A 21,991-nucleotide genomic window follows, 5' to 3' on the forward strand; every position below is an offset into this window, starting at 1 on the left:
TATTAGGTCGTCGATCCGCCGCGAGAAACCGGAGGAATCACCTGCACACGCCGCGCCTCGCGAAGCGACTGCCAACCCGCAATTGCCATCAGAAGAAAAAATCCGCCAAAGCCCACCGCAACTCCAAACGCTCCCGTAACACCCAACAACGTCACCCACAGCGGATTGCTCTTATCCGCAAAGTAGACGAACGCCGCAACAATATCTCCCAACACCAGAAGCAAAGAGAGGAGCAGCACTCCGAGGAACGCCACAAGCCATTTCTTCGCGCCATCCGGTATCGCTTTACTCATCACCGCGCTCATCAGTGGACCCTATCCAACCCAATCCAACCCTATGCAGCCTACCATGCCGTCACGCCCTCTCAGCTTCCAGCAGCCGCCGCTTCCGCTGCACGCCCCAACGATACCCAGTGATCGCCCCATCCTTCCCCACCACGCGATGGCAAGGCACCGCAATCGCAATCGGATTCGCCCCGCAAGCCCCAGCCACCGCACGCGAAGCCGTCGGCGCACCAAGCTGCAACGCCACCTCCGAGTAGCTCCGCGTCTCTCCCCGCGGAATCGCCTGCAGTGCCTTCCAAACCCGCTGCTGAAACGCCGTAGCCCTCACGTCCAGCGGAAACGTAGCCGCCAGCGGATGCTCCCCCAGCTGGCTCGCAACAAACGCCACAGCATCTGCCAGCCAACCAGTATTTCCCTTAGCCACCACCAGCTGCGCCTTAGAAAACTGCTCCCGCAACCCAGCAATAAGTTCCTTGTCATCCTTCCCAAAAGCAATCGAGCAGATCCCCACATCCGTCGTCGCCACCAGCATCCGTCCCAGCGGACTAGCCGCCGTGCAGTATCGAATCAGCAACCCGGCCCCACCCTCCCGCATCACCCGCGGAGTCATCCCCAGCGTCGCCGCACTCTTCTCATACAGCCTGCTGCTCGAACCAAACCCCGCCTCATAGATAGCATCCGTAATCGGAGCCTTCACCTTCTTAGGCTCCCTCACCTTAGTCTTGAACCGCTCCAGCCGAGCCTCCTTCGCATACTGTCCTGGACTCACCCCCAGCACCCGCTTGAACCCACGCAGAATCGTCAACCGCCCCACGCCCGTAGCCTTCGCCACATCGGCCAGCCGCGTCCGCGTCTCCGAGCCCGCATTCTCCCGCATATACTCAGTCACCGCCGCAATCGCACCCGCCTGCGGATCGGCCTTCGCCTCAGTCCTATCGGGTTCACATCGCAAACAAGCACGATACCCAGCAGCCTCAGCCAAGGCCGGGGTAGGGAAGAACGTCACATTCTTCCGCGAAGGCCGCCGGCTCGCGCAACTCGGCTTGCAATAAACCTTCGTAGACTTCACGGCATACACAAACTGCCCATCCGCACTCCTATCCCGCCCCAGCACCTGCTGCCACTGCTTCCCGGGAAAGTAACTCGGAACCTCCACATCGCTCTTCGCTGCACTGGTCATCATCATGGTCTCTGTCATTCCAGTATCCTCCCATCCCCGCCAAATCCGCACACTCCGTTTCGGTCACCCAAACTCGCATCATGCAGATCACTTCAATCGCGCACGCCGTCAAGCTAAACTCAATTCATGCGAAGCATGATTCGAACTGTCACTCTCGCCACAACTTTTTCTGCCCTCTCCCTCACCGCAAGGGCCCAAGACAAGACCATCCCTCCGCCGCCCCAGCAGCCGATCCTCACCCTCCACGCGAAGGGCTCCCAGATCTACCTCTGTCAGCGCAACGAAAACTCCTACCAATGGCTCTTCACCGCACCCGCTGCCCGCCTCTTCAACGACGCCGGCAACGAAGTCGCCACCCACGGCGACGGCCCCGTCTGGAACTATCAGGACAGCAGCTCCATCCAGGGCATCGTCCAGGTCAAAGTCCCATCGCCCGACCCTGCCTCCATTCCCTGGCTCCTTCTCAAAGCAGTCAACCCCGCCCGCACCGGCATCCTCACTAAAGCCGACTTTATCCGTCGCTCCGACACCCACGGCGGCATCGCCCCCACCACCGGCTGTGATGAATGCCACGCAGACGCCGTAGCCCGCGTACCCTACACCGCCACCTACACCTTCTACTCCGCGAAGCCCTGAGCTACTCGCTGAAGCCCTGAACCGTCCCCGCCGAGCCGCGATTCGACGAAGTCACGATAGGCTCCTGCGCAATCGTGCCCGGCAGACTCGGCACCGTCGTCCCATCCTCGAGCACCTCGTAGCTGTCCACATAAAAGTTCGTCAGAATCGCATTCCCGAACGAAGTCGTAATCGCCACATCCGCCGCATCCCGCCCCGCCGCCATCAACACCCGTCCAATCCTCGGTTCGTTATGTCGCGCATCCATCGTCATCCAGCGCCCATCGAGAAACACCTCGTACCACGCGCTGAAATCCCCCGGCCCGCTAAACGGCGCGCGAATATCCCCCAGATACCCTGTCACATAACGAGCCGGAATATTCTGGCAACGCGACAGCGTAATCGCCAGGTGCTGATAGTCCCGGCACACCCCCACCCGCTCCGTAAACACATCCATCGCCGTCTTCGTCGGCCGTGCCGTCTTGTAGTTGAACATCACCTTCTCGTGCACCCAGTCGCGAATCGCCGAAGCCTTCGTCCATCCCGGCGTCATCCACCCAAACAGATCCTGCGCGATCGGCCCAAACTTATCCACCTCGCAGTACCGGCTCGCCAGCAGAAACTGCAGCACCTCCGAAGGCAGATCCTCCACCGCAGCCTGCTGGGCATACGCATTGATCGGGTCCGCCAACCCCTCCATCTCAACAACACTGGTCCCGCTCAATCGGATGCCACCAGCCGGCGCCATAAAACGCGTGCAACGGTTCCCAAACACATCGTGATACTCCAACACCGGAACATCAGTCTCGTGATACTCCGACACCGGAACATCGCTTTTAGTCTCTCCGTTAATGTGTTCAACTTTCAGCTCATTGCCCGCCCTCACCTGGGACTTCAGTGAAGGGTGCAGATGCAGCATAGCCACCATCGGCGTAGGCATAGGAAGATGAAATTGAATATCGTATTCAGACTTAACGAGCATCAATACCCTCTTTTCTACTGGGGTTGGTATTAAAGTGTGATGCAAATTAAGCGATAGCCAGCAGTCTACTGCATCTCCCCCAATACCCCACCACCAAAAAGCAGATCAACCGGCAGGCTCAAACCCATAGGCGCAACGATGCGCTTTTGTGGACTTGAACTTCGCGCCAACCCATCGGGTCTATGTTCAGGCCGTGACTTTATGTCCAAGCCGTGACAGCACTCCCACCGAACACAACCTGTTGGCGCACTGCGGGTGTGAAGAGACTATAGAGCTTCGGATCGGCATGTGCACTCACTGCATCCAGTGCAGCGCGATGTTCCGGTGAAAGAACGATGTCCAAAGCCACACCATTGTCGGTCACCTGCTCGGCCCGGCTCACTCCCATCAGAGTCGATGTGACGCCCGGCCTCCCGCAAACCCAGGCCAGCGCCATGCGAGCAGGGCTCTGGCCAGCCTCTCCGGCAACCCGCTTCAGCTCCTCCACAATCTTCCAGTTGCGTTCCGTAAACAGCGAATTGCCGAAAGGATTTGCTCCATCAAGCCGCTTGTCGCCATCAGGACGTTTCGCGTTCCCTGTAGCCGCATCTCGTGGCAACCCACCCGCTCGTGGCGCTGCCGCCTCAACGGTCGCGCGGTCGTACTTGCCCGTTAGCAGTCCATAGGCAAGCGGGCTCCAGGGCACAACTCCCATCCCGAACTCCTTCGCAAGCGGCACATGCTCATCCTCTAGGTCGCGATTTACTAAAGAGTAGAAATACTGCAGGGCGATAGGACCCGGAAGCCCCCGAACCGTGGCAAGCGTCGCGAGTTTCGCGACATACCAGGCAGGCGCATTCGACATCCCCCAGTAACGGATCTTGCCCGCTCGTACCAGCGCGGTCATGCTTTCGAGCAACTCCTCGGCAGGCGTAACCGAGTCCCAGACGTGAATCCAGAACAAGTCAACGTAGTCGGTTCGCAGCCGTCTCAGCGAGCCTTCGAGAGCGGCGTGGAGATGCTTCGCGCCATTCCCGCCCACGTGGACACCCTGGCCTGCCGCAAACCCGGCCTTAGTCGCGACCACGATCTGATCACGCAACTTCCGCTCAGCGAGGAAGCCACCGAGCATCTCTTCACTGCGGCCCCCAGCGTACACATCCGCCGTGTCGACGAAGTTGCCGCCCGCCTCCACATAGGCGTTAAACACAGCGCTCGATCCAGCTTCATCCATCCCCCACCGTGCGGTGCCGAAGGTCATGGTGCCAAGAGCGATTGGGCTGACGACGAGGCCGGAACGGCCAAGAGTGCGATAGTTCGTAAAAGGCATAATGGTTTCCTTAGTGTTCGCTATGAAAATAAGTACACTCCGCTTGCAAGATGATGTCAAGGTGTTTAATAGTAATAACTATGAAAACGCTTCAGCAAACAGCTAGGCGCAAGCCTGGAAGGCCGTTGGGGTTTGATCGCGAAGCAGCGTTGCACCAGGCGATGCTGCTCTTCTGGCAGCACGGATATGAAGCAACCTCTGTGAACGATCTGACCAAAGCTATGGGGATCACCCCGCCCTCCCTCTACACCGCCTTCGGTGACAAGAAGCAACTCTTCCTGGATGCCGTTCATCGCTATGTCTCCGGCCCGGTGACTTCAAAGTCGATCATCGAGGAAGCCCCTACGGCACGGGCGGCGGCAGCCGGTTTGCTGCATGCTGCCACGATCGGCTTCACGGACGAAGCCACTCCTGCAGGATGTCTGCTGGCAAGTTCGGCCATCAGCTGCTCGCCTGTCGCGGCCGATGTGCAGAAGGCTCTGTCCCGGATTCGAATCCGCATCGAGAAGCGTCTTCGAGACAAAATACTTCAAGATCAGAGAGTAGGAAAGCTGACGCCAAAGATCGACGCAGACGCCCTGGCCGGTCACATCATGGCCGTCATTCAAGGCATGTCCACCTTGGCTCGCGACGGTTCCAATCGGGAAAAGCTGTCCTCTGTCGCCGCTGTAGCGATGTTGGCGTGGCCAACCTCAAACTAGACCACAACAAGGACTACGACAAGAAAAAAGGGCAGGCCCGAAGACCCGCCATCTTTTCCAAATCCATCCAGAAGAAAATCTAGTGGGAAGCCAACTGCTTCACCCCAGCCTGCTCCGCCAGCGCAGCGGCCTTGTCGGTCTTCTCCCACGTAAAGCCCTCTCCCTTGCGGCCGAAGTGACCATACGCAGCCGTCGCCTTGAAGATCGGCTTGCGCAGATCGAGCCCTTCGATGATGCCCTTCGGCGTCAGCGAGAAGTTCTTCCGCACCAGATCCTCCAACTTCGACTCGTCAATCTTGCCCGTGCCAAACGTATCCACCAACACGCTCACCGGCTCAGCCACACCAATCGCGTAGGCCAGTTGCACCTCGCAGCGATCCGCCAGCCCAGCTGCGACGATGTTCTTCGCCACATACCGCGCCATATAAGCCGCCGAACGGTCCACCTTCGTCGCATCCTTACCGCTGAACGCTCCGCCGCCATGCCGTCCCATGCCGCCATACGTGTCCACGATGATCTTCCGGCCCGTCAAACCCGTATCGCCCATCGGTCCGCCGACCACAAACCGCCCCGTCGGATTGATGTGGTACTTCGTATCCTGGTCCAGCAGCGCCGCAGGAATCACAGCCTGAATCACGTGCTTCAAAATATCCCCGCGCAGCTCTTCGTTCCCAACGTTCTCAGCATGCTGGGTCGAGATCACAACCGCATCCACCCGCTTCGGCTTATTGTCCGCGTCATACTCCACCGTCACCTGGCTCTTGCCATCGGGCCGCAGGTAAGCCATCAGGCCATTCTTGCGAACCTCGCTCAACCGGTACGCCAGCTTGTGCGCCAGCGAGATCGGCGTCGGCATCAGCTCCGGCGTCTCGTTCGTCGCATACCCGAACATCATGCCCTGGTCGCCCGCTCCGCCCGTATCCACGCCCATCGCGATATCGCCCGACTGCTTATTGATCGTCGAGATCACCGAGCAGGTATTCGAGTCGAACCCATACAGCGCATTGTCATACCCAATCGCGGCAACCGTGCCCCGCACCAGGCTCTGAAAATCGACATAAGCCTTCGTCGTAATCTCCCCGGCGATCACCACCAGACCCGTACAGGTCAGCGTCTCGCACGCCACGCGGCTATAGGGATCCTGCGCCAGACAGGCGTCCAGAATCGCATCGGAGATCTGATCGGCAATCTTATCCGGATGCCCCTCAGTGACAGACTCACTCGTAAACAGAAAACGGTCGCGTTTAGCCAAAACTCCTCCAAAGAGTACCTGCCCGGACACTTAGCCCGGAGCAGCATGCATCCCTTCATTTTACCCGCGCAAAGGTCAACCGGGCAAAGAGACACATCCATCGGCGTCGGACGATCATTCAACGGCCATATTCTGCATCAAGCGGTCAGCATCAGGCGGCAACGCCGCGCCCGTTTATCGTAGGGAACTCCACGAAACACTCATCCTGCCCACCCAGACCCGAAACTGAATGCAAGCTTCCCGCAACTCTTCTGGATCGAGCTAAAGGAATCGCGCTACGGGATCAATCGTCCATGCAGAGCGAACTTCCACACCGCCCAGCCCAGAACCCCCAGCATCGTCACCATGGAGCCAACGCCCATCCAGCGCATGTTCGTCTTTTGCCCGCCGCCGCTTCGGTTTCGCCGTACATTCTCAGCAAACTCCGTCCAGTCGGTATTTTGGCTATCTGCTCCGCTCTCCCGCAGACTAGCCTCGAATCGTTCCATCCACGGCGACTCCTCCAGTCCCACCGCCGTCAGATAGCCGCGAACAATACCTTTTCGGAAGACCCCACCAGGCAGCTCGCCATACTCCCCGGCCTCCAGCGCCTCCAGATGGCGCAGCGAAACCTTGGTCTCCGTGGAGACCCGCTCCATCGAGACCTGCCGTCTCTCGCGCTCCCTTCGTAGCTCGACGCCGAATCGTTCCATTTGGCTTCCGTCTAACTCTAATCGGCGCGAACCGCCACAACTCCAGTCCAACGCACGTTAATTGATCGAAGAATAGACCTGAGCATTTGTCAAAGTCAAAGCCACTTTTGGGGGATGCTCTACTCGCCTACCCCATTGGAACCATGGTACTTAGAACGGTTACTTCCCGGTGATCCCCCATACTCCCCTTAAGTGGGATAGCTTTGACGATCCCCCGGCCAATCGCTATCATCGCTGGTGAAGCCTCGATCCAGTTCTTCCAAAGCTTTTTGACGATCACCCGCACGCTTCGCACCTGCCAGCACACGCCTCGCGGAATCGACCCGATTGAGAAAGAGAATGAGTGCGCCTCCCATTTCCTGAACGCATTCCGATCGTCCCCGTATTCTTCTTTGCGGTGACCCTCATGGTCATCCAGCTCGCTCAAGGCACCAGCCCTACCTTCGTGCTCTGCTGCTTCTTCTATATTCTCGTCGCTACGCATGCCTTCAACGTCGCAGGAGGATTCACCCGAACCTCCGGAGCCTTCATCTTCTTCAACTCCGTCCTCGGCGTCATCGTCGGCCTTTGCATGAAGGCGTACCTCGACGAAGCGGCAGACTCCAATCTCTTTGACCCCGAGCTCACCATCCGGGTTCTACTCGCCGGCATGTGCATGATGCTGGTCGCCGTCTACTTCACCAAAAGATCCGCCCCACGGCATGCGCTCCTGGGAAAGATGGTCTCCGACGCCAAGATGCAGACAGCCACCGTCGGCAGTCTCATCGCGGGCGTCCTGCTCCAAATCGCCTTTGTCGTCTTCCCCGCCGGCAGCGGATCGGTCCTCAGCGCTCTCAACCAGCTCAATCGTTTCTGGTCCCTGGCGGTCGTCCTGGGGGTCATCAACACCATCCGCCGCAGCGGCGGAAAGCGCAGCGTCAATCTGCCGGTTCTGCTCGCCGGATCTTTCATGTTCGCCTTCGGCGTCCTGGGCTTTTCCAAAGAAGGCATGTTATCCCCCTTTGCCTGCTGGCTCCTGGCGATAGCTTCTCAGAAGTACAAACTCAATCGAGCGCAGATTCTCGGCGGAATTCTCGTCACCATCTTTATCTTCCGGTACCTGGTCCCCTATGCCCAATATGGAAGAACCTATCGAGAAGAAAATGGCGGCGTCAGCATCTCCACAGTGTTCTCTCTCCTTTCCAATCTCGGGTACGTCCGCGAACAATACCTCCTGACCTCCGCCGGCTCCTACGATGAACGCATCCTCGGCTACTACAACAACTCCCAGGGATTCTTTGACCGCCTTGAGATGATCTCGATCGACGACGCTCTCATCAACCACACAGCGCAGTTCGGAAACTTTGGCATCTACCCCATCGTTGAAGCCTTCGAGAATCTCGTCCCCCACTTTATCTGGCCCAATAAACCCGCATTGCTGGCCGGAAATATCTACGCCCACGAGGTTGGCCTTCTAGGCGAAAACGACGAATCCACCGGCGTATCGTTCTCCTCCACCGCCACCGCCTTCCATCTCATCGGATGGAAGGGCATCTTCCTCCTCGCACCGGCCATCTGGTTCCTCCTCTTCTTCGTCTTCGAATCCCTCTGCGGAGATACGCGAGAGACCCCATGGGGACTTCTGGTCCTGGTCCTCTACACCCACACCGCTCCAGAAGGCGACATCGGCAACATGGTCTACACAGCAACCTACGCGGCCTTCGGTATCGTCTTTGCCGCGGTTGTCGGCGCCTACATTGCTCCTCTTATCGGGACCCTCTTTATCGGACCCGAGGGCATCGAACTCCGCCGCGGAGCCTCGATTCGAAGCATCGCCGGCCGGCTGCTCCTCCCGCCGCCGCCAAAGCCGGATCAGAATCCCGCCTCTTGACATCTGTCCTGCCGGACGGGATCCCTGCGCGGGAGGCCCGTCCGGCAGGACATTCCCATACACTGGTACAAGCATGAACAAATTAGTCGTCGGCAATCTGGTCCATCGCCCCCTCCGCTCGCTCATCAGCTGCCTCGCCATCGCCATCGAGGTCATCATGATCCTCTCCATCACCGCAATCCTCATGGGCAAACTCAACGGCTTCAAGACCCGCCAGAACGGCATCGGCATGGACATGTTCGTCCGCCCCAACACCGCCAGCAACCTCATCGGCATGAGCCCCGCCGGAGCCTCCATCAAGGTCGCTGACATCCTCGCCAAAGTCCCCCACGTCATCGTCTCCGCCCCCGTCAACGTCCAGATCAACAGCTCCCTCGACACCATCTACGGCATCGACTTCAAGAGCTTCGACGCCCTTCTCCCCTTCGTCTTTCTCTCCGGCACCCCCTTCCAGGGCCCCGACGACGTCATCCTCGACGACTACGCCGCCGCCGGCAAAAAGGTCGGCGACCCCATCAGCATCCTCAACCACCCCTTCCGCATCTGCGGCATCGTCGCCCACGGCAAAGGCGGCCGCAAGTTCGTCCCCATCGACACCATGGGCGCACTCACCGGCACCGAGGGCAAAGCCACCATGTTCTACCTCCGCACCGAGGACCAGCCGAAGTACCAGGACGAAGTCCGCAAAGACATCCTTGCCACCCCCGGCATGAGCACCTACAACGTCGCCACCGCCGAAGAGTACCTCTCCTCCATCTCACCCGACCGCCTCCCCGGCTTCAACATCGGCCTCCAGGTCGTCATCGGCATCGCCGTCATCATCGGCTTCCTCGTCATCTTTCAGTCCATGTACACCGCCGTCATGGAGCGCACCCGCGAGATCGGCATCCTCAAATCCATGGGAGCCTCCCGCTCCTACATCGTAGGCATCGTTCTCCGCGAGACCGGCGTCCTCGCCACCATCGGTATCGTGATCGGCATCGCAGCCAGCTTTGCTCTCAGTGCCGCGCTCGAGTCCCGCTTCCCCACACTCGACTTCGTCATCAACGTCCCCTACGTCTGGAAGGCCACCCTTATAGCCTTCATAGGAGCTCTGCTGGGCGCACTCTACCCAGCCCTAAAAGCCGCCAGCAAAGACCCCATCGACGCCCTCTCCTACGAGTAACCCGATCAGCCAAACTACGTCTCCGCCACAAACCGCGTAGACTCTCTTCACAGGCGATCTTTGCATTCGCAGGCGCTGAAACGCGGTGAAGCATGCGACTCCCGCTTTTAATTCTGCACATCCTCGGTGGCAGCATTGGCTTGCTGTCCGGCACCTTTGCCATTGCCGTCCGCAAAGGCAGCCGACTACATCGTGCCTCGGGAAACGTCTTCACCATCGCGATGCTGACCTTGGCGTCGAGCGGCTTCTGTCTCGCTATACTCAAATCGCAGCGTGGCAACATCATCGGTAGCATCGTCACCTTTTACATGATTACCACCGCATGGCTTGCCGGCCGTCGCAGAAACATAGGCCAGCCTGATTGGGCCGCGCTCTTCGTCGGCCTCGGTGGAGCAGCCGCCGTCATCACGCTCGGCGTCCTTACCCGCCACCACCCCGACAAAAACGCCCCCGCAGGCATGTGCTTCTTCTTCGGCGTCGTCCTCCTGCTTGCTGCCGCCGGAGACATCCGTATGCTCACTCGAGGCGGAATCGCCGGGCGACAGCGCATCACGCGTCACCTCTGGCGCATGTGCTTTGGACTCTTTATCGCCACTGGCTCTTTCTTCCTCGGCCAGCAACAGGTCTTTCCCGCTTTCCTGCGCGGCTCTACCTTCCTCACCATCCTCGCCGTCCTGCCCTTCCCATTGATGATCTATTGGCTCGTCCGCGTCCGTTTCAGCAAGGCTTACAAAGTACAACCCCCACCCACGCCGATGCCCGCGACTCCTTGAAGCTTCCAATGCATCAGTGTCAGCAAAAAGCCCTCGGCATTCCCCACCGCCACCATGCCACTCGCCTCTGATTTTGCCGTCTGTGCCTGTTTGCAACAGCCATCGCTTCTGTCTACTTCAAGGGTTGAGACAGCACATCTTTCGGCTCTGATAATCTCTCGGACCGGAACAGTAAAAATGCCACCTTTCCAAAGATCATCGCATCACAACTCTGTTCAGCACACGCTTCGCATAAATCAAGGAGCAACTCCCATGAGCGAGATCAGGACCAAAGACGGAACATCGATTTACTTCAAGGACTGGGGCACTGGACAGCCCATCGTATTTAGCCATGGCTGGCCCCTCTCCGCCGACGACTGGGACACCCAGATGATGTTCTTCCTCAATCACGGCTATCGCGTCATCGCCCATGACCGCCGCGGCCACGGACGCTCCAGCCAGGGAGCCGACGGCCACGACATGGATCACTACGCCGACGATCTTGCAGCGCTGACCGCCCATCTCGATCTGAAGAACGCCATCCACGTCGGACACTCCACCGGCGGCGGCGAAGTAGTGCGCTATCTGGGACGGCACGGAGAGAGCCGCGTGGCCAAGGCTGCGATCATCAGCGCGGTGCCGCCGCTCATGGTCAAGACAGCGGCCAATCCGGGAGGCCTTCCCAAGGAGGTCTTCGACGGATTTCAGGCCCAGCTCGCCGCCAATCGTTCGCAGTTCTATCGCGACATCGCCGCCGGTCCCTTCTACGGCTACAACCGCCCCGGCGCGAAATCCTCCGAGGCGGTCATCGACAACTGGTGGCGCCAGGGCATGATGGGCGGCGCCAAGGCGCACTACGACGGCATCGTCGCCTTCTCCCAAACCGACTTCACCGAGGACCTGAAGAAGATCACGGTACCAGTGCTGGTGATGCACGGCGAAGACGATCAGATTGTGCCATTCGCCGACGCCGGTCCCCTCTCAGCGAAGCTGCTCAAAAACTCTAAGTCGAAGTTCTATCCAGGATTCCCGCACGGTATGCCTACTACCAATGCGGAGACGATCAACGCAGATCTACTCGCGTTTCTCAAGGGATGAGCGTCTTAAGATAGGAGCGTCTTTGAGGGGTCGTGATTCAAAAGCCCCCCAGATTCCGGGCAAGTGACGTCTAACCGGAGATAATCGGGTCACTCCCCTTTGCCGACCATCCGGAAGTGGATGACCGGTATCCGCCTTTCGTTCTTGTATCCGCTAATTGGCGATCTTCCATCAAGTGATCTCTCTCCTTTGCTGTTGTGAGTCCTGCGTGTTATTTTCGCCGCGTACTCGGATTGGTCTGGCGGGAGTTCTATGAAGCACGCCGTCCTTGGTCTTCGCGTCCACTCCGGATGGACCGCTCTTGTCGCGATATCGCTTGAAGACGGCTCTCCGCTGGTGCTTCTGCGTGAGCACCCTCACCTCGTCAAAACCTTCACTTATGAACTTCGTCAGCCCTATCACACCGCTGGAAAAAGACCGCCTGCCGAGGCCCCCGGCTTTATCTCGGGCGTGCGCGCCGAAGCAAGACGTCTCGCATATCGAGCCATCCAGTCTGCACAGGGGAACCTTCACCTGCAAGGATATGAGCTCAAGCGCTGCTGTCTTCTTCTAGCCTCCGGAAGGCCGCTTCCGGGTCTACCTCAAATCCTGGCGTCTCATGCGTTGATTCACGCTGCGGATGGGGAACTTTTCCGCGAAGCACTGCTCCACGCGAGCAAGCGGTGCGGCGTCGAGACGTTCACTGCGAAAGAGAGCGAACTGCTCGAACGGGCCGTGCATGCCCTTCACCTGCAACCTGATGAGCTTGCCCGTCGCCTCGCCGATCTAGGCCGCCCGCTTGGTGTCCCGTGGTCACAGGACGAGAAGTTCGCTGCGCTTGTCGCTTGGCTTTCTCTCTTGTAGGACCAACGCACGGCATCCTAACTAACCGCCGGCGAGAAGCCTGCGGCGTCCAGTGCTGGTGACCTGGCGCCCTTGATGACAAGCCACAGCATAAATGCCACCTCCCCAAAGAAGGCGGGCTGAGCCCAGCGAAACACATTGTCGTAGTATCGCGGCAACAGTATGCCAGTAAGGCTCAGGATTATCCACGCCAAGCCGTCGATGGCGAGCCAGACGCCCAGCAAGCGCGGCAGCAATCGAGACTCGTACACGAGCAGCGCGAGCGGCAAGAGCCACAGGCCAAAAAATATTTCGTCAACAACAAATCCCTGAAAATGAAGATTGAGGAATAGCATAGCCAGAGCATCGCGCTGAGGCTTTTCAACTATGGATAGGAAGTCAGCCCCGCGCACGAGAAGGAGGGCAGCGATTGAGTTCAGCTCATTCAGAAATGCTATCGGGATGGAGGCAACAACTAAGGTCACCATGAGCGAGGCGTACCGCCGGTTGACCCCCTTGAGCAGGTCGTATAACGCCAGAACCACAAAGATAAAACCGGCCTGGCTGATGAGTTGGGCCGCGATGCTGAGACGAAAAAGCGTCTCGGAGGCCGCAATGTTGTTGGCCGTCGCCGCTGCGTTCCCGTGCACGATCAGCTTGCTGGGAGCATAGACCATGGCGAAGACGCCCGGTATGGAGAACAGTACATACAGCAGTCCTGCGAATCTGCCTGGGTTCCTCGTGGAACTCATGTTCCCTCCCTTGTTGTAAGCAGCCTGATAAAAGGGTCCCACCGGGGAGACGCCGAAGGCTATCGAAATGTTACGCCACACAGCAAATCAGGCGATTTCGCACAGAACCTCTTGCAACCGGTCTGATCCGGATTCTGGCGGATCACGGGCTAACCGGAAACTGACCTACACCGGGAAGGCCGCCGCTTGACAAACAGCCGCCCCAAATCCCCCACTTTCAAGCTGCCGCACCCAAATAAAAATCCACCGCTAGAACGCGAAACCCCGCCACTGGGGCGCCCTCCACCACAAAATGACGCAGTCAAAACACCACATCTCACCACCATAAAACCACCTCCCCACCACCATCCACCATCAGCTTGCAACGCCCAAACTCAGACCGATCCCGCCGCCGCATCCGCCACCTCACCCAGGAAAAACCGCCGCATCGCCAACTCCGCCGTCAGGGGAGCCAGCGCCAGCGCGAACGGCAAAAAGATCCGCACCTCCTCCATCCTCCCCACCACCAGCCACATCCCCAGAAAGACCAGCGCCCCCGCCAGCATCCCCGCTCCCGCCGCCTCCACCCGCTCCCGATGCCTCACCACCAACCCCACGGTCCACGCAAATGGCCCCATAAACAGCGCAAACGGAAGCCACGACACAGGAGAACTCAAGTTCAAAAGCAGCTGAAACACCGGCGTACTGCCATAGGTCGCCAGAGGAAACATTCGCCGCATCAGCCAGTACTGAATCCCTACCACCACCAGCAGCGAAACCACGCTCGTCCCCGCCTGCAAGCCACGCGGCAGCGCAAACCCGCGCCCCAGAGGAGTCAAACAAACCAGCAGAATCCCAATATGCAGCGCAAACCCAACATCGGCCCGAACAAACCCCTGCGCCACCGCCAGCACCAGAAACCCCACCACCGCCGCTCCCCCGCGCAGAGGCACAGCCAGCAGAAACAGCGCCACCGCTAAGATTGCCGCCGTCGGCAGCGTCTCAGGCCGTTGATACCACAGCAGCCACGCCAGATAAAACTGCACCAGCACCACAAATCCAGCCGCCCCAAACCATTGCCCCCCCACCCCGGCCGCGCGGTACCTCGCCGACCGCTCGAACACCGCAAACAGCGCAAACACCGCAACCAGACCCGCGATCACATCCACCACCGTCAGCATATGACGCAGCCCCAGATGCGTATGTTCAGCCAGAAAATACGCCGTATCGATCACCCCGATCCGATACTGGTTCGGCGCATTTGCCGCCCCCCCCACCACGTCCATCCAGATCCCCGGCTCTGCGTGAAACGCCCGGCTATAGCTCCAATAGTCCAGAAAACCTGCCGACAGGACGATAAGACTCAGCAAAACACCGACGACCTTCTTTGGGCCCTGCCTCATCCGTTCTCTCGCTCGCTTCCCTTTGGGTTTGAGTGGAAGAATAGCACTCCGCTAAAATCGACTTTCGCAGCCCGTGCCCGGCCGATACCTTGGCTATCCATCCATCTGCAACTCCCTGCACCACTTCGTACTAATTCTGTAATACCCTGAACTCTTACAACATACTTGCGTTTAACCCTCTGTACACAATGAAGCGGCCAGGCTCCATCTCGTTCTCTCTTGTTCGCCTCCTCGAGGTGTCACTCCTCCTCGCCTCGGCCATCTTCTTCATCCTGCACGCCTTCCACCTCAGCGCCGACTTCCCAAACCACTCCCCCTGGATGGATTGGGCCAAGTACACCGACGAGGGCTGGTACGGCGACGGCGCCATCCGCCACTTTCTCCAGGGCCACTGGTACGTCCCCGGCGACTTCAACCCCGCCGCCGCCCTCCCCATCTGGCCCCTCCTCGAAGCCGCCCTCTTTCGCTTCACCGGCGTCAGCCTCACCGCTGTCCGCGGCCTCACCGTCGCCATCTTCGGCCTCATCCTTGCCGCCTCGTATCTTCTGCTGCGCCGCTGGCACCATCTGGCAACCCCCGCAGGCCAGACCCCTCAAAGAACTCTCGCCCCCGCCATCGCCGTTCTCCTCCTGGCGGTAAGTCCCTTCTGCTACGTCTTCACCCGCATGGCGATCCTCGAGCCTCTGCTCATCCTCCTCACGCTCCTCGCCCTCCTCGCCGCGTCGTACGCCAACCCGGTGCAGGGAATCGAGCCGATCGCACTGCGAGACCGCCTCCATCAAGCTCTCCCCATCGTCTCCCTGGGCCTGCTTCTCCCCCTCATGGTCCTCACCAAGACCACCGCCATCTTCCTCCTCCCCTCCATCGCCTGGATCCTCTGGGCCCGCGCCGGCTACCGTCTTCGCCCCTTCCTCCGCCTCGCCCTCCCCGCCGCCGCGCTCGCCGCCGTCACCTGGACCGCCTACTACGCCTTCGTCATCCGCCCAAACTTCCTTGACGACTACCACTACCTCTTCAGCGCCAACGGCTACACCTGCATCACCCCCGCCACCGCCCTCTCCGTCCTGGGTGACACCATCGCCGACGGCCTCTGGATCGGCAACATCCTCTACCCTCTGGCTCTTCTCGCCATCTTCTCCGCCTTCCTCCTTCGTCCCCGCCTCCTCCGCAACCCGCTCGTCCCAGCCCTCCTGCTCTGGACCGCCGGCTACGCCTCCTTCCTCGCCTATCACAACAACCTCCAGCCGCGTTACTACCTCGTCCTCGCGGTCCCCCTCACCCTGCTCATCCCCGTCGTCTTCTCCACGCTCTGGACTCGCAGCCACCCGACCCGCAGCCAAAACTCCGAACCGCTATCTCCCCTCCGCCGTCTCGGCACCGCCAGCATCGTAGCCGTCCTGACCATCCTTACCGTCACCGACGCCCGCCAGACCCTCCACTACGTCCGCACCCCCGACTACACCTACACCTCCGCCGCCGCCCAGATCCGCAAGATCGTCTCCGCCGACCACACCCACAACCCGCTCATCCTCTCCATCAGCGGCTCCGACCTCTCTCTCATGACAGGTCTCCCCTCCATCTGCGACGACTTCGGCACCATGGACCTCGCTGTCCGCGTCCAGGCCTACCACCCCGGCTGGTATGTTGCCTGGAATCAGGTTGACGACGACAAGATGGACGCCCTCTCCCCCATCTACCACCTCCAGCGTGTCGCCGCCTTTCCAACCATGGACGACCCCGAGCGCAATCTCCTCATCCTCTATCGTCTGGACCCCGCCGTCCCCGGCACGCACCCGCGCCGCCATCGCAAACCCGTCATTCCACGCCTCCTCGAGACCAGCTTCGGCCAGCAGCCCAGCCTCGATCAACTCATGCACTGATTCCAGACACCCGAGCTGTGCCCATTTGAAGCCAGTCTCCAGGGATTCGCCGAAATCTGCGGGACACCAATCTCATCTAGGCATAAAATTGACCTTCAACAAACCATCTTGGCCCATCGAGGAGTAGGTGCTCAAAAAAAGGCCGCATATTCCTGCTCTGGACGGTCTTCGCGGTATGGCCGTCCTCATTGTCTTTCTATTTCATTACGGGGGAGGAACCCACTCCTCGCTACTCCCCATGCGCGTCTTCGGCTATCTAAACAAAGGCGGATGGGCCGGTGTCACTCTCTTTTTCGTCCTCTCAGGCTTCCTGATTACCGGCATTCTCTGGGATTCCCGGGGTAAGCCGCACTGGTGGCGAAACTTTGTGATGCGCCGAACCCTGCGTATCTTTCCTCTTTACTACGCAAGCATTGTTCTCGTCGTACTAGCTGCTGCGCTCAAAGGGACCTTTTATCCCACGCTCCGCCTCATCTGGATCCCTGCCTTTTTCCTCCAGAACATGCCGCATCTCAACGGCCTAGTCGACAAAATCCCATCGCCGCTCGGGCTCTTCCACTTTTGGAGCCTTGCTGTCGAAGAACAGTTTTACCTTCTCTGGCCTGCTGTTCTCTTTCTTCAGAGATCCCGAAGCCGCGCTCGGACCCTCTGCCTCGGTGTCTTCCTCTTTGCCTGCATCTTCCGCCTTCTCATCTGGCACCTGGCACCCAACCCGAGCCAGTTTTCCGAGTTTCTCCTCACCCGCGCTGGGGAACTGGCCGCCGGCGGATGGCTTGCTCTCGCCTATCGAGGTCCCGAGTGGTCTCGAGTCAAAGCCGCCGCCCCCTATGCGGCTCTCGCAGGCTTAGCGGGCTTCCTCATCAGTGGGGTACTCAACGGGACCTTCGAGTTGATCGGCTTCTGGCAGGCAGTCACCGGACTGCCTTGCATCACCGTCTGCGCCGCAGCTCTGCTCGTTCTGGCCATGGAGCCCGGCGTTGTGCAGCGTTGCGCCGAAGCAGCATGGCTGCGATGGCTCGGAGGCATCAGCTATGGGGTGTATGTCTTCCACATGCTTTTCCTGGGGATCTTTATTGCTATCGAACAGAAGATATTTGGTTCACGCAGTCAGTTCGTCACCAGTGCGGCTCTACTTCTCATCGCTGCCGCTGGGTCGGTCTGCACTGCATGGCTCTCTTTCCACTTCTTTGAAACACCGTTTCTCAACCTGAAGAATCGTTTCTCGAATCGGTCTGTCGAAACAGCATCAAAGATCTCTATCTGATGGGGGCTCGTTCTCTTCTCTGCGCTCCTCTCACCAACATTGCTCTCAGCAATACGCCGAACCCTCCGGCACCTCTAAATAACGGTCTTATTGTGCGCTCTCAGCCTCGCTACCCCGTACAAGCGTTAGAAAACACGCCAAACAATCCTTGACGCAACCCCGGAGAGGCCAGTAAGATTAAAACTCGCGCAGTCTCGCGTCTGTACGTCTGTGTCAGCTTTACTCTCAGGCGAGTCAGTTCACCGAGACATCCGTGGTGGATCCACTGGGGAGCAGCTTTCAACACAGCCGCCCCTGAAGCACCCTCCCATAGGTTGTGCGTAGTCGAGATGTAGTCCAGCTGTAGTCCAGGCCAAGCGGGCCGTCCCGCGTGTTTGGAGAGTAAACTCTCCCCTCCCGCACGTCGCCTTGCTCTGGGAAAACGTTCTTTCTGGCTTTTCAGTAATTTTATTGGCGAACCATCAACCTTGCACCACTTTCTTCATGCACCACGCCGAACACTGAAGACGGCAGAAACAAGGAGTAACCCAACGATGTCCACCACCATTCCGAGCGGCAAAGATATTAAGCGCAAGTGGTACGTGCTTGATGCCAGCGGTAAGACCCTCGGCCGCCTCGCCACCCAGGCCGCCTCCGTCCTCGCCGGCAAGACCAACCCCCTCTACACCCCCTACATCGATATGGGCGATCACGTCGTTATCGTCAACGCCGAAAAGATCGTGCTGACCGGCCTCAAGTCTGACCAGAAGCTCTATCGCCGCTACACCGGTTTCCCCGGTGGTCTGCGCGAAGAGTCCTTCATCAAGCTGCTCGCCCGTCGCCCCGAAGCCATCGTCGAGCAGGCCGTCAAGGGCATGCTGCCCAAGTCCAAGCTCGGCCGCCAGATGGCCACCAAGCTCAAGGTCTACAAGGGTGCCCAGCATCCCCACCTCGCCCAACAGCCCGTTGCCATGGACTTCCATGCCTCCAACGCGCCCAAGGTTCTCACCTCCAAGGTCATGGTCCCGGCGCATCCGGCCCACTCCCTCGAAGGCTAAGCGTCCGTTTTGTTAAGGGCACGGCTTCAGCCGTGCCATGCGGCACACGAAATTCGGGGCTTTAGCCCCTGAGGTAAAAGTTCAAGGAGCACCATGGCAGATCTGATTCAATACTACGGAACCGGCCGTCGCAAGTCCTCGATCGCACGCGTCTTCCTGCGTCCAGGCAGCGGCAAATTCACCGTCAACAAAAAAGAGTGTGACGTCTACTTCGTCACCGCACAACAGCGCGCAGCCGCCAAGCGCTCGCTCGGCATCGCCGACATCGGCGAGACCTTCGACGTCATCACCACCGTAAAGGGTGGCGGCGTCATGGGCCAAGCCGACGCCGTCAAGCTCGGCATCGCACGCGCCCTCATGGTATTCAACCCCGAGCTCCGCAAGGCGCTCAAGGCAGAAGGCCTCGTTACCCGCGACTCGCGTGGTAAAGAGCGCAAGAAGTACGGTCAGAAGGGCGCTCGCGCTCGCTTCCAGTTCAGCAAACGCTAATTGCTTTGCGTCGTTGCTTTTCTGGTTGCCATCCCCGAAGGGGATCTGCTGTTGCTTTTGCATTTCGTTTCAAAGTGGAAGCCGAGGCTTTAGCCCGGCTTCCACCGCACCACAGGCCTCGTTTCAAAGCGGCGAAAAGGAATCACCGCTCAGCACTACCCTCTCGGAGCATCGCGAGGCAAGGAGTCAAATCTCCCTTACGAGGGATCAATCCAGGCACCGGAGCATCGGTCCGGCTGTCTTAAACCAAGGAGCTACATTGGCAAATATCACTATGAAAGAACTGCTCGAAGCTGGCGTTCACTTCGGGCATCAGACCAAGCGCTGGAACCCCAAGATGAAGGAGTACATCTTCGGCGAGCGCAACGGCATTTACATCATCGACCTGCAGAAGACCCTCAAGATGTTCAAAGAGGCGTCGAAGTTCGTCACCGACCTCACCTCCACCGGTAAGCTCATCCTCTTCGTCGGCACCAAGCGCCAGGCGCAGGATGCCATCGCGGAAGAAGCAACCCGCGCCGGCATGCCCTACATCAACAGCCGCTGGCTCGGCGGTCTGCTCACCAACTGGGTCACCGTGCAGAAGTCGGTCAAGCGCCTCACCGAGCTCGACGACATGTCGACCGACGGCCGCTACGAGCTCCTCACCAAGAAGGAAGTCATCAAGCTCGAGCGCGAGCGCAAGCACCTCACCACCAACCTCGCCGGTATCAAGACCATGAAGCGTCTTCCCGACGCCATCTTCGTCGTTGACTCCAACAACGAGGCCATCGCCGTCGCCGAAGCCCGCAAGCTTGGCATCCCGGTCGTCGCCGTCGTCGACACCAACTGCGACCCCACCGTCGTCGACTACGTCATCCCCGGCAACGACGACGCCCTCCGCGCCATCCGCCTCTTCACCACGAAGATCGCAGATTCCGCCTACGAAGGCGTCCAGATGGTCTCCGAGAAGGCATTCGCCACCGAGTCCGCTGACGTTCAACCCCTCGCAGTCTCCCCCGAGTACGTCGGGGAAGAGGGCGAGTACGAAGGTGCCGAGATCCATGCTGCCGCCGAGCCCACCGAAGCTGCTCCCGAAGAAGACGAGACCGTCGACCTCGCCGCAGTTCTCGGCGGAAACATCCGCAAGGCACCGTCTGCCGCCAGCGAGCCCGAAGCCGAGTCCGAGCCCATCTCAGCCCAGGCCGCCGTCTAGCACCATCTATCGTGCCGAAAGGCCGTCGCAAGAGGAAAGGGCAGGGCATTAGCCGTGCCGTAACCGTCTCTTGTTATTTTGGTGGGGCGCGGGCATTCAGCCCGCGCCCCCTTTCGCAGAAAACCGCAACTCAAGGAAACGCACAATGACTGAAACCGCCGTAAAGATCGACGCAAAACTCGTCAAAGAACTCCGTGAAAAGTCCGGCGCCCCCATGGGCGACTGCTTGAAGGCGCTGCAAGAGGCTAAAGGTGAGATGGAAGCCGCCTTCGTCGTCCTCCGCAAGCGTGGCATGGCCTCGGCCGCCAAGAAGGCGACCCGCACCACCAACGAGGGCGCAGTCGGAACCTACATCCACGCTGGCGGAAAGATCGGCGTTCTGATCGAGCTCAACTGCGAGTCCGACTTCGTAGCCCGCACCGACGACTTCCAGGAGCTTCTCCGCGACGTCGCCATGCACATCGCCGCCGTTGACCCGCGCTTCGTCAGCCGCGAGGACGTCACCGAAGCCGACCTCGAGCGCGAGAAGGACGTCTACCGCGCCCAAGCCGCTGCCTCCGGCAAACCCGCCGAGATCATCGAGAAGATGCTCACCGGCAAGCTCGCCAAGTTCTACGAAGAGTTCTGCCTCCTCGACCAGCCCTTCATCAAGGAAGCCTCACAGACCATCGGCCAGCTCATCGCCAGCAAAGTCGCAAAGCTAGGCGAAAACATCAGCGTCCGCCGCTTCGCCCGCTTCAAGGTAGGCGCCACCGACTGGACCGTAGCCCAGACCAAAGCCGCCCCCACCGACGAAGCCGCTTCCTAATCTGTAACCATCATCGAAACAAAAAAAGCCCGGGCGTCGTCCCGGGCTTTGCTTTCCTTCAAACGCTTCCGTTCTTTAGCTTTGTCCTTGCTTTTTTTTGTTGTCATTCCGCAGCGAAGCGGAGGAATCTGCTTTGTATCATGCTTGCCTCTACGCAACATCAATCCATCAAATCTCACAATCGTCATCCTGAACGAAGTGAAGGATCCCCGTATTTGCCTTTGCTCCAAAATCGCGATGCTTGACGCCACACCCCACCTCCAATAATCTCCAACCATGCACTTCGTCTCTGCAGCCCGTTATTGTTGTCCGTCCAGCCTCTAGGCTGACGACACCTCAGGGCACTGTAGAACCCTCCAGATCCATCGTCAGTCAGGCAACCAAGAGCGCTCTCATCTTGCTTTGACCACGCGGTCAGGCATCCGCTTCCAGCGCCGACATCTCAGCCAACGACGAACAATC

The 21,991-nt window shown here is 59.4% G+C and carries 22 protein-coding genes; 13 read left to right on the forward strand and 9 right to left on the reverse strand.

Annotation, left to right across the window (positions count from 1 at the left end; translation table 11 throughout):
* Positions 1 to 2: 2 nt before the first annotated feature.
* Together RBB75_RS11160 and RBB75_RS11165 are read right to left on the reverse strand one after the other, a co-directional pair.
* Entirely contained in the window at positions 3 to 293 is a 291-nt protein-coding gene (locus RBB75_RS11160; RefSeq protein WP_353068130.1) for a hypothetical protein, read from the reverse strand.
* Positions 294 to 354: 61 nt separating this feature from the next.
* Positions 355 to 1,482, reverse strand: coding sequence for a bifunctional transcriptional activator/DNA repair enzyme AdaA (locus tag RBB75_RS11165; protein WP_353068131.1), 1,128 nt, complete (start codon positions 1,480 to 1,482; stop codon positions 355 to 357).
* 117 nt (positions 1,483 to 1,599) lie between these two features.
* On the opposite strand from RBB75_RS11165, the gene RBB75_RS11170 reads away from it, so the two are divergent.
* Positions 1,600 to 2,100: a DUF3455 domain-containing protein gene (locus RBB75_RS11170; RefSeq protein WP_353068132.1), complete on the forward strand. Its 501-nt coding sequence runs from the start codon at positions 1,600 to 1,602 to the stop codon at positions 2,098 to 2,100.
* 1 nt (position 2,101) lies between these two features.
* Here RBB75_RS11170 and RBB75_RS11175 read toward each other — a convergent pair whose 3' ends face one another.
* Both RBB75_RS11175 and RBB75_RS11180 read right to left on the reverse strand, forming a co-directional pair.
* On the reverse strand, positions 2,102 to 3,061 hold the full coding sequence (locus RBB75_RS11175) for a transglutaminase-like domain-containing protein (RefSeq protein ID WP_353068133.1): 960 nt from the start codon (positions 3,059 to 3,061) through the stop codon (positions 2,102 to 2,104).
* A gap of 199 nt (positions 3,062 to 3,260) precedes the next feature.
* Positions 3,261 to 4,370 (reverse strand): aldo/keto reductase, encoded by a 1,110-nt coding sequence (locus RBB75_RS11180; protein WP_179636661.1) that lies wholly within the window; start codon positions 4,368 to 4,370, stop codon positions 3,261 to 3,263.
* Positions 4,371 to 4,450: 80 nt separating this feature from the next.
* Between RBB75_RS11180 and RBB75_RS11185 the strand changes: the two genes are divergently transcribed.
* On the forward strand, positions 4,451 to 5,071 hold the full coding sequence (locus RBB75_RS11185) for a TetR/AcrR family transcriptional regulator (RefSeq protein ID WP_179636662.1): 621 nt from the start codon (positions 4,451 to 4,453) through the stop codon (positions 5,069 to 5,071).
* Positions 5,072 to 5,150: 79 nt separating this feature from the next.
* On the opposite strand, the gene metK is transcribed toward RBB75_RS11185, so the two are convergent.
* Together metK and RBB75_RS11195 are read right to left on the reverse strand one after the other, a co-directional pair.
* On the reverse strand, positions 5,151 to 6,323 hold the full coding sequence (gene metK, locus RBB75_RS11190) for a methionine adenosyltransferase (RefSeq protein WP_179636663.1): 1,173 nt from the start codon (positions 6,321 to 6,323) through the stop codon (positions 5,151 to 5,153).
* A 275-nt stretch (positions 6,324 to 6,598) separates the two neighbouring features.
* Complete coding sequence (locus RBB75_RS11195; RefSeq protein WP_179636664.1) at positions 6,599 to 7,015, reverse strand: helix-turn-helix domain-containing protein; 417 nt, start codon at positions 7,013 to 7,015, stop codon at positions 6,599 to 6,601.
* 343 nt (positions 7,016 to 7,358) lie between these two features.
* Between RBB75_RS11195 and RBB75_RS11200 the strand changes: the two genes are divergently transcribed.
* The 5 genes from RBB75_RS11200 to RBB75_RS11220 all read left to right on the forward strand — a co-directional run bounded on the left by RBB75_RS11200 (position 7,359) and on the right by RBB75_RS11220 (position 12,743).
* Positions 7,359 to 8,885, forward strand: a complete 1,527-nt coding sequence (locus RBB75_RS11200) for a hypothetical protein (protein WP_179636665.1) — start codon at positions 7,359 to 7,361, stop codon at positions 8,883 to 8,885.
* A 73-nt stretch (positions 8,886 to 8,958) separates the two neighbouring features.
* Positions 8,959 to 10,050, forward strand: a complete 1,092-nt coding sequence (locus RBB75_RS11205; RefSeq protein ID WP_179636666.1) for an ABC transporter permease — start codon at positions 8,959 to 8,961, stop codon at positions 10,048 to 10,050.
* A 92-nt stretch (positions 10,051 to 10,142) separates the two neighbouring features.
* Positions 10,143 to 10,823: a hypothetical protein gene (locus RBB75_RS11210; RefSeq protein WP_179636667.1), complete on the forward strand. Its 681-nt coding sequence runs from the start codon at positions 10,143 to 10,145 to the stop codon at positions 10,821 to 10,823.
* Between the two features lie 252 nt (positions 10,824 to 11,075).
* Positions 11,076 to 11,900, forward strand: coding sequence for an alpha/beta fold hydrolase (locus RBB75_RS11215; protein ID WP_179636668.1), 825 nt, complete (start codon positions 11,076 to 11,078; stop codon positions 11,898 to 11,900).
* Between the two features lie 252 nt (positions 11,901 to 12,152).
* Complete coding sequence (locus RBB75_RS11220) at positions 12,153 to 12,743, forward strand: hypothetical protein (protein WP_179636669.1); 591 nt, start codon at positions 12,153 to 12,155, stop codon at positions 12,741 to 12,743.
* A gap of 17 nt (positions 12,744 to 12,760) precedes the next feature.
* On the opposite strand, the gene RBB75_RS11225 is transcribed toward RBB75_RS11220, so the two are convergent.
* Both RBB75_RS11225 and RBB75_RS11230 read right to left on the reverse strand, forming a co-directional pair.
* A complete protein-coding gene (locus RBB75_RS11225) occupies positions 12,761 to 13,474 on the reverse strand; it encodes a DUF4386 domain-containing protein (RefSeq protein ID WP_179636670.1) in 714 nt (237 codons plus the stop codon).
* Positions 13,475 to 13,848: 374 nt separating this feature from the next.
* On the reverse strand, positions 13,849 to 14,856 hold the full coding sequence (locus RBB75_RS11230) for a hypothetical protein (protein ID WP_353068134.1): 1,008 nt from the start codon (positions 14,854 to 14,856) through the stop codon (positions 13,849 to 13,851).
* Between the two features lie 188 nt (positions 14,857 to 15,044).
* Between RBB75_RS11230 and RBB75_RS11235 the strand changes: the two genes are divergently transcribed.
* From RBB75_RS11235 to RBB75_RS11260, 6 genes are all read left to right on the forward strand, one after another.
* A complete protein-coding gene (locus RBB75_RS11235; RefSeq protein WP_353068135.1) occupies positions 15,045 to 16,736 on the forward strand; it encodes a hypothetical protein in 1,692 nt (563 codons plus the stop codon).
* A 127-nt stretch (positions 16,737 to 16,863) separates the two neighbouring features.
* Positions 16,864 to 18,000, forward strand: coding sequence for an acyltransferase family protein (locus RBB75_RS11240; protein WP_353068136.1), 1,137 nt, complete (start codon positions 16,864 to 16,866; stop codon positions 17,998 to 18,000).
* 533 nt (positions 18,001 to 18,533) lie between these two features.
* The gene (gene rplM / locus RBB75_RS11245) at positions 18,534 to 19,037 is read left to right on the forward strand and encodes a 50S ribosomal protein L13 (protein ID WP_179636674.1); all 504 of its coding nucleotides are present in this window, start codon (positions 18,534 to 18,536) and stop codon (positions 19,035 to 19,037) included.
* A 93-nt stretch (positions 19,038 to 19,130) separates the two neighbouring features.
* Entirely contained in the window at positions 19,131 to 19,526 is a 396-nt protein-coding gene (rpsI, locus tag RBB75_RS11250) for a 30S ribosomal protein S9 (protein ID WP_020712730.1), read from the forward strand.
* Between the two features lie 259 nt (positions 19,527 to 19,785).
* On the forward strand, positions 19,786 to 20,721 hold the full coding sequence (rpsB, locus tag RBB75_RS11255; RefSeq protein ID WP_179636675.1) for a 30S ribosomal protein S2: 936 nt from the start codon (positions 19,786 to 19,788) through the stop codon (positions 20,719 to 20,721).
* Between the two features lie 145 nt (positions 20,722 to 20,866).
* Positions 20,867 to 21,529 (forward strand): translation elongation factor Ts, encoded by a 663-nt coding sequence (locus RBB75_RS11260; RefSeq protein WP_179636676.1) that lies wholly within the window; start codon positions 20,867 to 20,869, stop codon positions 21,527 to 21,529.
* On the opposite strand, the gene RBB75_RS11265 is transcribed toward RBB75_RS11260, so the two are convergent.
* Positions 21,526 to 21,780, reverse strand: a complete 255-nt coding sequence (locus RBB75_RS11265) for a hypothetical protein (RefSeq protein ID WP_179636677.1) — start codon at positions 21,778 to 21,780, stop codon at positions 21,526 to 21,528. The two genes, RBB75_RS11260 and RBB75_RS11265, sit on opposite strands and share 4 nt — an antisense overlap.
* Positions 21,781 to 21,991: the final 211 nt, after the last annotated feature.

The organism is Tunturibacter empetritectus, from assembly GCF_040358985.1.
Classification (GTDB): domain Bacteria; phylum Acidobacteriota; class Terriglobia; order Terriglobales; family Acidobacteriaceae; genus Edaphobacter; species Edaphobacter empetritectus.